This is a genomic window from Micromonospora sp. M61 (assembly GCF_018070245.1).
Taxonomy (GTDB): domain Bacteria; phylum Actinomycetota; class Actinomycetes; order Mycobacteriales; family Micromonosporaceae; genus Micromonospora; species Micromonospora zamorensis.
Map to the genome: position 1 here is coordinate 69,678 of NZ_JAGPYA010000019.1, position 13,636 is coordinate 83,313.

13 protein-coding genes, 1 tRNA gene and 2 pseudogenes are annotated in these 13,636 nt (G+C 69.1%); 5 read left to right on the plus strand and 11 right to left on the minus strand.

The features are described from left to right. The 3 genes from KBX34_RS13530 to KBX34_RS13540 all read left to right on the plus strand — a co-directional run bounded on the left by KBX34_RS13530 (position 1) and on the right by KBX34_RS13540 (position 2,139). Complete coding sequence (locus KBX34_RS13530) at positions 1-306, plus strand: type VII secretion target (RefSeq protein ID WP_088951180.1); 306 nt, start codon at positions 1-3, stop codon at positions 304-306. Beyond that, positions 306-986, plus strand: coding sequence for a hypothetical protein (locus KBX34_RS13535; protein WP_210925208.1), 681 nt, complete (start codon positions 306-308; stop codon positions 984-986). The genes KBX34_RS13530 and KBX34_RS13535 overlap by 1 nt, the downstream gene beginning before the upstream one ends. A gap of 313 nt (positions 987-1,299) precedes the next feature. Continuing rightward, entirely contained in the window at positions 1,300-2,139 is an 840-nt protein-coding gene (locus KBX34_RS13540; RefSeq protein WP_088951182.1) for a regulatory iron-sulfur-containing complex subunit RicT, read from the plus strand. 117 nt (positions 2,140-2,256) lie between these two features. On the opposite strand, the gene KBX34_RS13545 is transcribed toward KBX34_RS13540, so the two are convergent. Next, positions 2,257-3,999, minus strand: coding sequence for a metallophosphoesterase (locus KBX34_RS13545; RefSeq protein WP_210925210.1), 1,743 nt, complete (start codon positions 3,997-3,999; stop codon positions 2,257-2,259). Positions 4,000-4,143: 144 nt separating this feature from the next. On the opposite strand from KBX34_RS13545, the gene KBX34_RS13550 reads away from it, so the two are divergent. Next, positions 4,144-4,217: transfer RNA gene (locus tag KBX34_RS13550), tRNA-Thr, on the plus strand. A gap of 17 nt (positions 4,218-4,234) precedes the next feature. On the opposite strand, the gene KBX34_RS33555 is transcribed toward KBX34_RS13550, so the two are convergent. Genes KBX34_RS33555 through KBX34_RS13560 form a run of 3 tightly spaced genes read right to left on the minus strand, consistent with a single transcriptional unit; the run spans position 4,235 to position 5,382 of the window. Beyond that, the gene (locus KBX34_RS33555) at positions 4,235-4,456 is read right to left on the minus strand and encodes a hypothetical protein (RefSeq protein WP_307871392.1); all 222 of its coding nucleotides are present in this window, start codon (positions 4,454-4,456) and stop codon (positions 4,235-4,237) included. Beyond that, positions 4,393-4,812, minus strand: a complete 420-nt coding sequence (locus KBX34_RS34255; protein WP_307871393.1) for a hypothetical protein — start codon at positions 4,810-4,812, stop codon at positions 4,393-4,395. Before KBX34_RS34255 ends, KBX34_RS33555 begins: the two co-directional genes overlap by 64 nt. 6 nt (positions 4,813-4,818) lie before the next feature. Then, entirely contained in the window at positions 4,819-5,382 is a 564-nt protein-coding gene (locus KBX34_RS13560; RefSeq protein ID WP_210925212.1) for a hypothetical protein, read from the minus strand. Between the two features lie 145 nt (positions 5,383-5,527). Between KBX34_RS13560 and KBX34_RS13565 the strand changes: the two genes are divergently transcribed. Further along, positions 5,528-6,376 carry a protein phosphatase 2C domain-containing protein gene (locus tag KBX34_RS13565; RefSeq protein ID WP_210925214.1) on the plus strand — a complete coding sequence of 283 codons (849 nt, stop codon included), beginning with the start codon at positions 5,528-5,530 and terminating at the stop codon, positions 6,374-6,376. A 61-nt stretch (positions 6,377-6,437) separates the two neighbouring features. Here KBX34_RS13565 and KBX34_RS13570 read toward each other — a convergent pair whose 3' ends face one another. The 7 genes and pseudogenes from KBX34_RS13570 to KBX34_RS13605 all read right to left on the minus strand — a co-directional run bounded on the left by KBX34_RS13570 (position 6,438) and on the right by KBX34_RS13605 (position 13,486). Next, positions 6,438-6,779: a hypothetical protein gene (locus tag KBX34_RS13570; protein ID WP_210925216.1), complete on the minus strand. Its 342-nt coding sequence runs from the start codon at positions 6,777-6,779 to the stop codon at positions 6,438-6,440. Between the two features lie 904 nt (positions 6,780-7,683). Then, positions 7,684-8,595 (minus strand): annotated as a pseudogene (locus tag KBX34_RS13580) (IS481 family transposase); the annotation flags it as partial. A 968-nt stretch (positions 8,596-9,563) separates the two neighbouring features. Next, complete coding sequence (locus tag KBX34_RS13585) at positions 9,564-10,088, minus strand: hypothetical protein (RefSeq protein ID WP_210792540.1); 525 nt, start codon at positions 10,086-10,088, stop codon at positions 9,564-9,566. A gap of 394 nt (positions 10,089-10,482) precedes the next feature. Further along, on the minus strand, positions 10,483-11,007 hold the full coding sequence (locus KBX34_RS13590) for a nucleotidyltransferase domain-containing protein (RefSeq protein WP_210792539.1): 525 nt from the start codon (positions 11,005-11,007) through the stop codon (positions 10,483-10,485). Between the two features lie 216 nt (positions 11,008-11,223). Further along, a complete protein-coding gene (locus tag KBX34_RS13595) occupies positions 11,224-11,952 on the minus strand; it encodes an LPXTG cell wall anchor domain-containing protein (protein ID WP_210792538.1) in 729 nt (242 codons plus the stop codon). 839 nt (positions 11,953-12,791) lie between these two features. Further along, positions 12,792-12,992: pseudogene (locus KBX34_RS13600) on the minus strand (tyrosine-type recombinase/integrase); the annotation flags it as partial. Positions 12,993-13,129: 137 nt separating this feature from the next. Next, positions 13,130-13,486 carry a hypothetical protein gene (locus KBX34_RS13605; protein WP_210792537.1) on the minus strand — a complete coding sequence of 119 codons (357 nt, stop codon included), beginning with the start codon at positions 13,484-13,486 and terminating at the stop codon, positions 13,130-13,132. Positions 13,487-13,636: the final 150 nt, after the last annotated feature.

The window sequence follows — 13,636 nt, forward strand, 5'->3', positions numbered from 1 at the left end:
ATGGACACACTGCGCGCGCTCTCCGCCCGGCTGGACGAGGCGAGCGCCACGCTCACCGCTGTTTCGCACACCGTCACCGCCACCGACCCGGCCCAGGCCGCGTTCGGCACCGACGCCCCGGGTCGCCCCGGCGAGATCGGTCGTGCGCTGCACCGGCAGTGGACCACCGCCACCGACGACCGGGCCCGCGAGGCCCGCGCCGCCGCCGGTCGACTGTCCGCCGCCGCCGCGGCGGTGCGGGAGGCGGCCGACCGCTATGCCGAAGTCGACCGGGCGGCCCGCCGCCGGCTCGTCGGGGAGCCCTGATGGACGCGCTGGACCGGCTCGCCGAGCCCGGCCTCGACCTGCTGCGCCGGGTGGACGCGCTGATCGCCGCGGGTGTCCCCGAGGGGCACCGGGTCTGGCCGCTGCTGCGCCGGATGCAGGTGCTGCCGGGCGACGCCGTCCGCGGCTTCCTCGACCTTCACCCCGCGCCGCTCGCCGGCGCCGGGCACGCGGTGCGCCGGCTGGTCCGGGGGTACGACGACGTCTCCGCCGCGCTCACCGACGGGCTGCTCTGGTCCGGTCCGGCCGCCACCGCGTACGGGCAGCAGCGGGCGGCGCTGCTGCGTCACCTCGACGAGGGGCCGGACAGCCTGGTCGGGCGACTCGAGTCCACGGCCGGCTACGCCGACGCGCTAGCCGACTGGGTGGAGGGGAGCCGTCTCGCGCTGGCCCGGACGCTGGCCGACGTGCTCCGCTCGGCCGAGGCGGTCGCCGTGGTCTCCGCCACCGCCGCCGGTGTGTCGACGCGCCCCGGGCCGATCGGGCCCGGTGTGGCCGACGCTGCCGAGATCGGCGCGCGGGTGCTGGCGGTGCTGTGCGTCGCGTACGACGGGGCGGAGACGCTGCTGCGTCAGTGGGCGCCGAGTCTCGCCGAGGCGGCGTGGCGGCCGCCGGTGGACGGGCGACCCCGTTACGACCAGCCCACCCGGGTCGGCTGGTAGCCAGATCCCCCGGCGGGGGGTCACCAGGTCCCGGACAGGCCACGGCGTCGCTCGTGGGCGCCTGACCTGAGCCGGCCCCACGGCGACGCCGTGGTCTTCCCCCTGCACCCCCCGCAGGTATGCCTCCACTCAACGCCTCCGGGGTGCGTCTTGTCTCGTGCCCGGGCCCGGAATCAACCGTCCGGTCGAGGAGCAACGGCACGACGGGCCGCCCGGCAATAGGTCAAGTCGACGGTCGTGAATGGCAGCGGGGCGTAGTCGTCCGGCGACGGCCGACGTGCCCCTCGGCCCGGGGCCGTCGTAGGGTGGGGGTATGGGCATGCTCTGCGCGGTCAGTTTCAACCGGTACGGGCGCCTCTACTACCTCGACCCGGGCGAGTTGCGCCCACAGGTGGGCGACAAGGTGCTGGTGCCCACCGACGACGGGCCCGAGGTGGCGGAGTGCGTGTGGGCCGCCCAGTGGGTCACCGAGGAGACCGACGGCTTCCCCCGCCTGGTGGGCCTGGCCGTCGACGACGACCTGCGCCGGGACGAGGCGCTGCGTCGCCGCAAGGCCGAGGCCAAGGTCGCCGCGAAACGGCTGATCCGCTCGCACGGCCTGCCGATGAAGGTGGTGGCCGTCGACCACGTGCTCGGCTCCGCCGAGGGTGGCGGCGAGCGCAGCACCGTCTACTTCACCGCGCCGCACCGGGTGGACTTCCGCTCCCTGGTCCGTGACCTCGGCGCCACCCTGCACTGTCGGGTCGAGCTGCGTCAGCTCTCCGCCCGCGACTCGGCGCGGGTGCAGGGCGGCATCGGCTCCTGCGGTCGGGACCTGTGCTGCGCCACGTTCCTCACCGACTTCGAGCCGGTGACCATCCGGATGGCGAAGGACCAGGACCTGCCGCTGAACCCGCTGCGCATCTCCGGGGCGTGCGGCCGGTTGATGTGCTGCCTGAAGTACGAACATCCGCTCTACCAGCGTTTTCAGGAGACCGCCCCGGCGGTCGGCAGCCGGGTCTCCACACCCGAGGGCGACGGCCGGGTGGTCGGCCACAGCGTTCCGCGCGACGCGGTGACGGTCCGGCTGGACGCCGACGGCTCCCGCTCCATGTGCTCCCGCGCCTCCGTCTGCGGCTCTCGCCAGGCCCACGACCAGCACTACACCCCCTGACCCTGTCCCCACCCCACCCCTGTCCCCGTTGATCATGAAGTTATTGCCAACCAGACCGGCGTGTCGGGGCAACAACTTCATGGTCAACGGAAGGAGAGGGGAGGGGGTGGGGTGCGGTTAGTGCAGGACTGTGGGGGGTTCCGGTAGGCGGGGGATCAGGCGGGTTTTCGGGGTCAGCCAGCTCTGGGTGGGGGACTGGTCGGGGTTCACCTGCCAGTCACGGGAGACCCGGTCCACCGCGATCGGATAGATCGTCAGCGTGCCGTCCGGGTCGATGCGCATCCGCAGGAACACCTTGGAGTCCTCGATGCCCTGCCCGGCGAAGAGTTCGTTGACGTTCACCCCGAACGACCCAGCCACCAACAGGTACGCCGCCACCAGCTGACTGGCCACCAGGCCGATCACCGGGCCGTAGAGAACTGCCGCGGCGACCGCCGGCAGCGGCCACGGCCAGTCGTAGAACGGCAGCGCCAACCACGCCCAGGTGCCGGCCGCCGCCAGGGCCACATGCGCCACGCCGTGACTGACACCGAGGATGCCGTGCCGTGCGTGGCGTTTGCCGCTCGCGCTGGGCGGCTTGGCGAACAGAATCGCCGCCAGCACCGTCACGAGCACCATCAACACCAGCGGAACGCTGAACAGCCGCTGATTGGTGCTGTCGGCCCAGTTCGCGGTGGCACCCGCCATGGCCAGCATGAGCAGGGTGTGCAGGGTCCCGAGCAGAGTAGTGAAGCCGGGATTGCGGAACGGCAACCGGGTGAAGATGCCCCAGCCGTAGCGCCGGGAGCGGGCCGCGTCCGGGTAGCGGGCCACCAGGTCGTACGGCTGGGCAGAGCTGGCCCGGCGGGCCAGCGTGTCCCGCGGTGGGACCTCGATGCGCTCGGGCAGCTTGTGCGTGGGGTAGAGATACGCCCCGCCGCCGCCGCACGTGATCAGTTGCCGGTCCGGCCCGGAATAGCGGGCGTAGTGGTGCAGGTCGCCGGAGAGCAGCAGCCGCACCCGTGCCCCGGTCGGGTCGATGATCGTCCGGATGAAGTAGTCGATCGAGTCGTACGCCGTGGGGTTGTCGGCCGCCTTGACCCAGGTCGGCGCCGGCGCCGCGATGACCACCTTCGACTCCGGGCCGAGCTGCCGGGCGACCTCGTCGAAGTAGGCCAACTGCGGGTCGTCGAGGTACGAGCCGGACTGGTCGTCCACGCCGAGAAGCCACCAGCCGGCGGGCAACTCCACCGCGAAGTACGACCGTGACTGCCCGGTGCGCCACCCGGCGAAGTTCCGGTCCCGGGAGCGGACGAACAGGCGCAGGAAAGCGGTCAGTCCGTCGTACCAGTCGTGGTTGCCCGGCACCGCGAAGAGCGTGGGCTTCTCGGGCGGTGCCACCGGCAGCGCGGCCTGGTACGGGCCCTTGCATCGGTCCTCGTACGAGGCGTAGGCCGCCGACGGGTACACCTGGTCGCCACCCATCACCAGGGTCTGCGCCCGGGCCAGCCGGTGCCCGTCCACCGTCAGCTCCGGCTGCGCCAGCAGGTACGCCACCGAGTACGTGGCGTTGAAGCCGTCGCCCAGGTCGGCCACATAGTCCAGCCACAGCCCGCCGTCCGGCCCGACCTGGCGAAAGACGTCGTCGCCGAACGCGTTCTGCAACTCGCGTTTGTCCAGGTACGCCCCGAAGAGCACGGCCAGCAGCGTACGGATGCCGGTGCTGATCAGCAGGAACGGCGCCAGCCACGGCACCGGTTTGCGCGGTGTGAAGCCCAGCTCCAGCGGGTCGGTGCTACGCGGACGGTGGGCGGCACGTTCGCCACCCGGGGGGCGGGCAGGACGCTCCTGGTGGGGGGAATCGTCGCGTTCGTCGCTCACCCGCCGCAGCGTAGTCCCGCATTCGATCACCCGCTGTCCGGTAAACGGCTAGATGGCGGCCGATGTCCGGTTGGCGACGGGGGGACTGCCAGGGGTATCCCGTTCGAGCGGAGGGCGGGTGGTGCCGTACACTTGCTGATCGTTGCCGCCTTAGCTCAGTCGGCTAGAGCGACGCACTCGTAATGCGTAGGTCGACGGTTCGATTCCGTCAGGCGGCTCGGTACAGAAGCCCAGGTCATCGGCCTGGGCTTCGCCGTTTCCCGAGGTCGACGACACCGCCACCGGCCGTGCCAGTCCGCAAATAGTCCGCATCCCGCGCCGCGACCGCCTCGTCCAGCCGGTTGGCGACCGCGTCCAGGTCGTCACCGAACAGGCCCGCGTACACGTCCAGGGTCATCGACGCCGAGGCGTGCCCGAGCATCCGCTGCACCGCCTTGACGTTGGCGCCCGCCGCCACAGCCAGACTCGCCGCCGCGTGCCGCGTGCCGCGTGCCGCAGGTCGTGCGGAGTCAGCCCCGCCAACCCGACCGACGCCGCAGCCGGGGCGAAGATCCGAGGCCGGAAGTTGGTGTTACGCAGCGGCCCACCGTTCGGGGCGGTGAACACCAGATCCTCGCGCCGCCTCCCCGCGACGTGCCCGGCCAGCTCGTCAACGAGGAACCGCGGAATCGGCACCGACCGCCGCTGATGGTTCTTCGGCGTGCCTTCCACCAGCTCGCCGCCGACCTCCGCGAACGCCAGCGCCAGAGTTACCCGACGCCGCAGTAGATCCAGCCGCGACGCCCGCAGCGCCGACGCCTCACCCCAGCGCAGGCCGGTCTAGGCCAGGAATCGCACCAGCAGGCCGTACCGCCCGGACGCGTCCCCGAGCATCGCCACCTGGTCGTGGTCGAGGAACACCGGTTCCTCCTTCACCACCCGAGGCAGCCGCACGCCTTCTGCCGGATTCCGAGTCATGCGGCCGTCCCGGACAGCGTGAGCCAGGACCAGCGACAGCACCCGGTGCGCGTACCGGACCGTTGCCGGAGCGAGGCCGGACGCGGTGAGCCGCTGCACCCATGCCGCTACCTCTGCGTACGAGACTGCCGACAGCGGCAAGTCCTCCCACGTCGGGAACACCTGCCGCCGTAGCGCTACCTCGTACCTGGCACGCGTCGTCGGCTTGAGCTGCACCTGAGCCGCCATCCACTGCGCTGCCCAGGCGCCCACGGTCACCCTCGCCCGAGCGGGGTCGATCCAGTCGCCCCGGGTGATGGAAGCCTTGGCCGACGCCTCCCACCGCTCCGCATCCGACTTCCGATCGAAGTGCCGAGCGATCTCCTTACCGGAGGCATCCCGGACCCGTGCCCGCCACTTCCAATTCGGCCGCTTCTCAATGCTCACGACTACGCCGCCTGCTTGGCGAGCCACGCCCGCACGTCGGCCGGGTCGTAGCGCAGGTGTCGGCCCACCCGCAGTACGAGCCGGGTACCAATGAGCCGCGCCAGGTCGAGCTACTAACCCCGCTCTGCCAGTTGGAGGAAGCCTGATGCAGGTCGCCATGGCAACCAGCCCTGCGAAACTCGACCAGCCCAACGAGGACTTCACCGGCGCCATCCCGAACGCCGTTGTTCTGCTCGACGGCGCTGGCCTGTCCGGCGCAAAGTCGACGTGCGCTCATGGTGTCGCTTGGTACACCCGCAGGCTCGGCGCGGCGCTGCTCGCCCAACTGGCGGCCGACGACGGCCAGGACCTCACCACCGTTCTCGGCCAGGCCATCGGCCAAGTGGCCAACGCGCACCGAGGCACCTGCGACATCAGCGACCCGAGCAGTCCCTCCGCAACCGTCATCATCTTCCGCGTCAACAACGACCGCGCGGACTACCTCGTCCTTGCTGACTCCGTGCTCGTACTCGACCAAGCCGGAGACGCCCCCGTGGTCATCACCGACGACCGAGAGGCAATCGTCGGCAGCCACTACCGCGCCGCCATGGACGCCGCCGTCAACGGAACCCCGGAACACGATCAAGCCCGACGCGAGTACATCGAAGCTCTGCGCGCCCACCGCAACCAGCCCGGTGGCTTCTGGGTCGCAGCGAACGACGCTCAGGCAGCATCCGAAGCCCTCATCGCAAGCCGACCAATCCAGGATTTCACTAGCGCCGTCCTGCTCAGTGACGGTGCAAGCCGCATCGCGGACCGCTTCGCACTCACCGACTGGCCGGAAGTTCTCGCCCTCATCACCAAGGCGGGACCAGCCGAAGTCATCCGCCAAGTCCGAGCAGCGGAAGCCAGCGATCCGCACGGCCGGAAGTGGCCACGTGGGAAGACCCACGACGACGCCACCCTGGCCCAGTGCACTCAGCTTGGAGAGCCGAGGTTGTCGAGTCCCACCTGAGGCTTGACGTTTCCGTCCCAGCTGATGGTTGACGGAGTGGCCTAGGGAAGATTCGGTGGGCTCATCGTAGACGGGTTTGGGGTTGGGTTAAATCGATGTGATGCTCGACTGGGCGATGTGTCGGCCCGGTGTATTCGGTGAGGGTGAACCGGCGGTGGTCGTCGGTGGGGTGGACGGTGACGGCGACGGTGCTTCCGTCTTCGAAGCGCAGCGTGAAGACGGGGTCTTGGTCGCAGAGGAACGCGAAGCCGTCGCGGTCCTCGTCGGTGTCGCTGACTAGGCGGCCGTGGGCGTCCCAGCCGGCGTCGCTGGCGGTGATCACGACGGCCACTTCGACACTGCCGAGAAGGGTCGAGGTGTTGGCCCACCAGTCCAGCCAGCAGCGGCCCTCGAAGCGGTCCATGCCGTCACCTCTTTAAAGATCAAACCCCGGCCGGAAGATGGTCGGTCTTGCGTGGTCGGTGGGCTTTGATGCTGCGGACCGGCTGGTCGTTGGTCCGCCGGAATGTGCGGGGGCCATCGTCGCATTCGACGGTGAGGGTGGTGTCCGTGACGTCGATGGTGACCGTCTTGCCAGCGTGGACCCGGCCGAGGGCGACCTTCTGGCCGACGACCATGACGACTCCGCTGTTGGAGGCCCGCCGCTGCACCCGGGTGGGTCCGGTGGCGGGTTGGGGCGGGGGACCTGCCGGGCGGGCACCGCGCAGCCGGATCACTTCGTCGGGGGTGAGCGGGTTGGGGCGGGTGCGCAGGAGTTCGCGACTTTCCAAATGGAAAAACGTCAGGGTGGTGGCGTCGACGCGGATGCCGACGCGACGGCCGCCGAGGATCTCGGCAGCGAGGATGATGTGCTGGCCAAGAGAGACGCTGCGGCTGACGGTCCGTTCGACCTCCACCACACCCGGACGGCCCGCCGTGTCGATGGGCAGCGGCGACGGCCCGGCCGGACGGCCACCGGTGCGGGCCAACATGGCCAGGTCGGTCACCGACAGGTGTGAGCGCACGGATTTGATCCGGGCGCCGGCGATGAGCAGGTGGATGACGTCGGTGTCGGCCCAGAACGTCACGGTCACGCCGGAGCGGGCTGGGCCGAGCCAGAACTGTTTGCCGGCGACTTGCAGGTTGCCCGAGGGCGGCACGACCCGGTCGAACTCCACCGGCCCACCGCAGTAGTCGCCAACTGGCTGCGGCGGTTCGGCATCGTCGACAGCCGCCATCGCACCCAGGTCGACGGGCGAGGCGATCGGGGCGGGATCGCCGACGGCGTCGGTGAGGAAGCCGGGCAGCTTCACCGGCATCAGCCGCTGATCCGGGCCGGTCGCCGGCCGGAACCGGTCGGCCGGGAACGCCATGTCCAGGGACTGGTGCGGCCGGCCGGTGTTGTATTCGTGCCGGAACGCATCCACCGCCGCCTGCGCCGCCGCCAGGTCGGCGAACACCCCGGCGTCGTCCAGCAGCTCCCGCCGCAGGGTCTGGTGGAAGCGTTCCACCTTCCCCGTGGTGGTCGGGGAAGCGGGCTGGGTGAGCCGGTGCACGATCCCGTTCTCCCGGCAGATCCGGTCGAACAGCACCTCCCCGCCCTTGCCGAACCGGTCGGTGAACTACTTGCCGTTGTCCGTCAACAGCTCCTCGGGCACCCCGAACCGGGCCAGCCCCTCGGCCAGGGCAAGACACACCGCACGGCCGGTCGCCCGGCGGACCACCTTCGCGATCACCGCGAACCGGGAATGGTCGTCCACCCCGGTGACCACCTTGGCCTCGGTGCCGTCAGCGAGCAGGATCCCGCCGACGATGTCCATCTGCCACAACTCCATCGGCCGGGCCCGTTCCCACCGCACATAGTCGCCCCGGCCACGGCGGCGTTTGACCGCCACGTGCAGCCCGTGCCGGGCCAGGATCCGATAGACCGTCATCCGCGACGGCACCGGACCCGGGCAGCCGTTGCGACCCAGCTCGAACGCGATCCGCCGGGCACCCCACCGCGGGTGTTCCCGCCGCAGCTCACACACCGCTGCCTCCACCTCCGGCGACGCCTGATGCGGACACGAGTCCGGCCGATGCGACCGGTCCTGCAACCCGGCCAGACCAGCCTCCTCATACCGACGCAGCCACGCGTGAACGCTCTGCCGCGTCACCCCCAGCTGTGCGGCGACCTCGCCCATGCGGTCCCCGGCCTTCACCGCGAGAACCGCGCGATACCGCTGTTCCACCACCGACATGTGCACCAGCGCCAATCTCGGCCCCCTGATCTCGTGATGCCCGCAGACATCACGCGATCAAGAAGCCGAACGTGGCCACTGTCAAGCATCAGGTGGGACGCCGATGTAAAGCATCAGCCGGGACACGACACTTGGAGAGCCGAGTCCACTGCCGAATTGACCTCTTAAGAATCAAGGCGGCCCGCAAGCGGGCCGCGCCGGCCCGGCCCCGGCCTGCTGGCGACCTCCGGCCGGCATCGGCCGGACCGGCCGGCCACGCTGACGGACGCAGGACTTTGAAGATCTCGGGGCTCCGCCCCGAACCCCGGCCCTCCTCAGAGATGCCGCCGCGGATCACCTCGCCGGGCACCGCAAGGGCTACCAGCCTCCCCGGACGGGGCCAAGGTCGTTCGGCTAGTGAGGCGCTCCACCTTGTCCCCGTCCGGGGAGGCTGGACGGTCCTACGACTGCCCGACGAGGAGATCCGCTTTCACCGAATCGACGGGCCTGTGCAATAGCATCCGTTCTCATGACTACGGGGAATTCCACGACGGAGGCGACCCGGCGACGGGCACGGGCCACATGGTGGTGTCGCGGGAGGCCAAACGAGGCCACAGCCGGCCAGGTCGGCAAGGGGAAATGCCGTGCCCTAAACCGATCTTGAGCGATTCCCAAGCTGACAGTCTGGGAGCCACCCATGGGAGCCACCGGGGCGGACGGGACCGGACGGGACCGGACGGATCGAGTTGCCGAGCGCCCGAGGACCAGGACTAGGCGGACTGACCCGGACGGCCTGGAAATGGTCTTGGGAATCTACGGATCAGACGGTGAGCGCCGGCCGGTCGTACAGCCATCCATACAGCCAAGGAGAGCGGCAGTGGCCGACGACGACACCCGACACCCAAGGACAGGCTGAGCGGGGGCGCGATGGCCTGACCAGTCATCCGCGATCTTCTTCTAATCCCAAGGCCGCTCCCGACCCTCGACGGTCAGCCTGGGATGTAGCCGTTCGCAGAGTGCACGAACAAGCGGAAGCCCATTGGCACCCGCTGGTGACGAGGCAGGCCGAGCACCCTGTAGTCGACCGCGAGGTCATCGAAGAAGATTCCTCCTCCGGAAGCCATCTCCACGTCCGGCATCGTGATCGTGACGAAGACCGGCAGCTCCATGCCCGCGGCTACCGTGGTCGAGCGAAACGGTGCCGCCGCAGCCGGGTCGAACACGACGGCAGTGCCCTCATCGGCGTGGTTCACCGCCAAGCGGGCGATCTTGAAAGCCTGCTGATCGGCAGCATCGTCATTGATGCTGGTGATCGTCACCGGCCACGGACCGGGATTGCGGATGGTCGCGCCGAACGTGACCTGTCTTCCCGGATTGAAGGCGAATCGCACCTCCGTCCTCGGCCCGTCCGTGCGGGACTCGGCGTCAGCCCCGTGCCACCACGAGCTGCCGTGATCGAGGCGATGGCCGATGGTGGCGGACAGATAGCCTGCGCACAGTGGGACAGCCAGCATCGCGGCGACCAGTAGCCGCCAACGGCGCCTCACAGGGGGCGTCCGCGAGGGACGAGCATCGGGCACGGCAGGTCGGCGTCTGCGCTCCCTTCTGGTAGTGCCCGCACTGGCGGCTGGAGGATCGGCGACGGACCGGCACGGCGGGCCGGAGCGTCAACGTCATGACGCGCACGCTACAGCGCACCAGGCGCTGCCAACACCGGCACATCGCCCCGGACAGACTCGCCGAGGCTACGGATCGGGTGGTCGGGCGCGCAGCCGGGCTTCGCCGTTTTCCGAGGTCTGTCACGCCGCCGTCTGTGGTGCCGGTCCGCAGGTGGTCCTTGTCCGCAGTGACCGCCTCGCCCAGGCGGTTGGCGACGGCGTCCATGTCGTGTGAGAGTGGCGGGCATTATCAGACGATTTCGTCTGCTCGCCGGGTCTCCGTTGCGAGTGTCTGCAGAAGGGTCAGGTCGGCGCGGTCGATGTCGCGCGGCTCGTACCCGCTGTGGAACAGCAGTTGCTGCTCCACCGAGATGCAGTTGACCGGGCGGCCGGCGATGGTTCCGGTGGTGAAGCACTCCTTCGGCCAGCGGAAGTTGCCGCCATCGAGGCTGGCCTGGTGGCCGTGGCCGGCCTCGTCGAACTTGAGCGGGTGAAGGTCTACTCGGCCTCGTCCTTCGGCCACGACCTCAACGCGTACCGGGCGCCAGTCAGTCTCGATGACATAGCCCAGCCGGCCGAGAGCCAGCAGGGCCGCTGCTTCGTGCTCTGCGGCGATTGCCAGGTCCAAGTCGCGGTGCGGACGAGTCTGCTTTCCGAACAACGCGTCCACACCCCACCCGCCGCTGATCCATGCGTTGCAGCCGGCGGCAGCGAGAGTGTCCAGAACCGTCTGGACCTCGCCGGCATTCATGTCAGCAGTGTCGATCATGTCCATCTTTCCAACGCGGCTGGCAAGCCAGGGTCAGCCGAGAAGATCTTCCGCAATGCAGGTCAGGATGCCTTCAACGGCACGGATTGCCGCCGGCTCGTCGGACATGCATTGCGGCTTGCTCCCGAAGCTGGCACACGCCTTCGGGCCGGACAAACCTCTTCAGAACAGCGCCGTTGGCGCCCGGCCCGATGAAGCATCGAGCCGGGCGCGATCGGGTGGTTATGCCACGAAGCTGGAACGGCGACGGCGTCCGATCAGGTAGCCCGCGCCGCCGAGGAGCAGAAGCGCGCCGCCAATGCCGGCCACGGTCGCGGTGTTGGCACCGGTCACGGGCAGCCCACCGCCCTCACCGTTCTCGCCGCCGGGAGCGCCCAGGCTGGCGGAGGAAGTGGGGGTCGGTACAACGGTCGTCGTGGCGCTGGGGGAGGCGCTCGGCGTGGCACTGGCGCTCGGCGTCGGTGTGGGCTTAGGCGCGCAGTCAAGCGCACGTGCGACGTACACGCCGTCGTTCAGGTAAGCCAGGTAGGCGTCGACGGCCGCCTCGTCGAGCACCTTCTGCGCGGCAGCGTCCACGTTGTCACCAGCGTCGACCATCGTTCGGCCCACCGAGACCCGCAGATCCGTCAACCAGGCCTTCTGCACGTCCGCCTTGAGGTAGGCGCGGAGATCGTCCGGGGTGCCCGCCAGCGGCTTCTCCAGGGCACCAGGCAGGACGGGAAACTTGTTGGCTTGCGCCTCGTCGAGGATCCGGTAGGCCACCAGCCGCAACTGCGCATCATCGGCGGTGTCCAGGTCGGAGGTAAGCTTGCGGATGTCCTGGTACACGTCGCGCTTGACCGTTTGGCAGGCTGCGTTCAGCCCGGTCGATGGGGTCTGAGCCATCGCCGGCGCGGCCGGAATCAGAAAGGCCAGCGCTATGAGGGCGCCAGCCGGGGTCTTCCATCGCATGTGGTCTTCCTCCCCGTTACACGTCAAAACACGGGGATATTACCGTCACTGGATGGATAGGCAAGAAGAGATCGGCGGCCTGAACCGCGCAACGAGCAACCCACTGCGTAAAATCGCCGCCCGAACCCCTCCACAAGGGATGAAAGACCCGCCACTGAGATCATTCTGCTAAGAAGCTCTCAGCGAGCTGGGCGGACTTGGATGGCTCGAGGCGCCGCGCGGCTCGCCCTGCCCTGGTCGGGCGGGCGGGCGGGCGGGCGTCGAGGGTCAGCGGACAGCTGGACTCATGCCCCGGCAAGCTGTATCGCTGAGGTGCTGCGACCAGCGCCGAAGCGCACGATGCGGACGCCAATGGCTGTATAGCCAGCGGTGCAGCCAAGCCACCCGATCCGGTCCGGCATCCCCAGACGGCGGCAGGCCATCTGAACAGGGGTAATGGCCTTCCATCAGGCGGCCGCGATCTTCTTCTAATCCCCGGCTTAGGACCTTCCATGTCGTAACCGCCTGCTACGGTGCGCCGCAGTTGGCCGGTCAGAGCAACCCCACGTGGGACAGCGCGGCTACGGGGGGCGGGCACTGGTAGGTCCCCGGAGTGATCCCGGGACTGAATATTGGACACCGCAACCCGCCCCCCGCACACACGCCACGAGCCCGAGGTAAACGGTCCGCATCCAGGCCGCAAGAGGTCGACGGACGGCGGGAGAGTGGTGCGAGATGTCGAGAGGTACTTCCGCTGCTGGACACCCCATGTGCCCACGTCGCCGGCTTGATCGCCGAACATGATCTGGGCCTTTCGCTTGCCTTCGTTGGGCCGAGCAGCCAAGCGAGCAGCACCCTACTCACCGGACCACAGCGCCCATTCCAGCCGTGCCCGCAGCTTCCCGCGTGGCCTCAGGGGCCACGTGTGCGTAGATGTTGAGAGTGACGCTGATCTGTGAGTGACCGAGGATCTCCATCACCACACGGTCGGGTACGCCCTGGGCGAGAAGGACGCTGGCCGCCGTGTGCCGCAGGTCGTGAAGACGAACCTGCCGTAGGCCGGCACCAACTGAGTGACGATCGGTACGCGCGCCGACGGACGGACTCGGACGAGGGCGGGTTGGCGCAGCAGGTCAGCAGGTCAGCAGGGGGCAGAGGCAGCTCACCGCCCGCCGGTCATTCGTTCACACCGAACGAGTCATCCGGCGAGTTCTCGCAGGAGGCTTGTTCCGTCGTCGCTCCACAGTTCGATCGAGTAGCGCAGGCCCAAACCCGCGAGGACGGCACTGAGTTCGTCGACGCGGGACGGATCAACGACGCCGCTGAAAAGGCGTTCATCAGGTGACGGCTCGACCAGTTCGATGCACACCCACTCGTGCTCGACCTCATACTCGGTCCACGAGCTTGCACGGGCACGCCAGCCTGCACGCACGAACATCTCGGCCAAGACTTTCACCCTCGGGGCATGGGGGAGACGGCCATAGACGTTGTTGCCGCGAACGGCTAGACGGTCGGCAAGACGCGGCCCGGGGATGCCGCCAGAAGTGATTTCCATGTTCCCTCCCAACGTTCTTCGTGCCCGTTCCTCTGCCCGGCGCAACGGTCAACACCAGGTATCAGCAGTAGCCGCGCTGCACGCGGTATCAACGCTCTGCGCTGTCCCCCGTTGATGTCGGTCGCTGTCCGTGGAGATCAACCTAGTTTC

Bases quoted from the DNA above. Each gene is read 5' to 3' on its own strand.
- KBX34_RS13530 (WP_088951180.1), top strand. From the start codon at position 1: ATGGACACACTGCGCGCGCTCTCCGCCCGGCTGGACGAGGCGAGCGCC.
- KBX34_RS13535 (WP_210925208.1), top strand. From the start codon at position 306: ATGGACGCGCTGGACCGGCTCGCCGAGCCCGGCCTCGACCTGCTGCGC.
- KBX34_RS13540 (WP_088951182.1), top strand. From the start codon at position 1,300: ATGGGCATGCTCTGCGCGGTCAGTTTCAACCGGTACGGGCGCCTCTAC.
- KBX34_RS13565 (WP_210925214.1), top strand. From the start codon at position 5,528: ATGCAGGTCGCCATGGCAACCAGCCCTGCGAAACTCGACCAGCCCAAC.
- KBX34_RS13570 (WP_210925216.1), bottom strand. From the start codon at position 6,779: ATGGACCGCTTCGAGGGCCGCTGCTGGCTGGACTGGTGGGCCAACACC.
- KBX34_RS13585 (WP_210792540.1), bottom strand. From the start codon at position 10,088: ATGCTGGCTGTCCCACTGTGCGCAGGCTATCTGTCCGCCACCATCGGC.
- KBX34_RS13590 (WP_210792539.1), bottom strand. From the start codon at position 11,007: ATGGACATGATCGACACTGCTGACATGAATGCCGGCGAGGTCCAGACG.
- KBX34_RS13595 (WP_210792538.1), bottom strand. From the start codon at position 11,952: ATGCGATGGAAGACCCCGGCTGGCGCCCTCATAGCGCTGGCCTTTCTG.
- KBX34_RS13605 (WP_210792537.1), bottom strand. From the start codon at position 13,486: ATGGAAATCACTTCTGGCGGCATCCCCGGGCCGCGTCTTGCCGACCGT.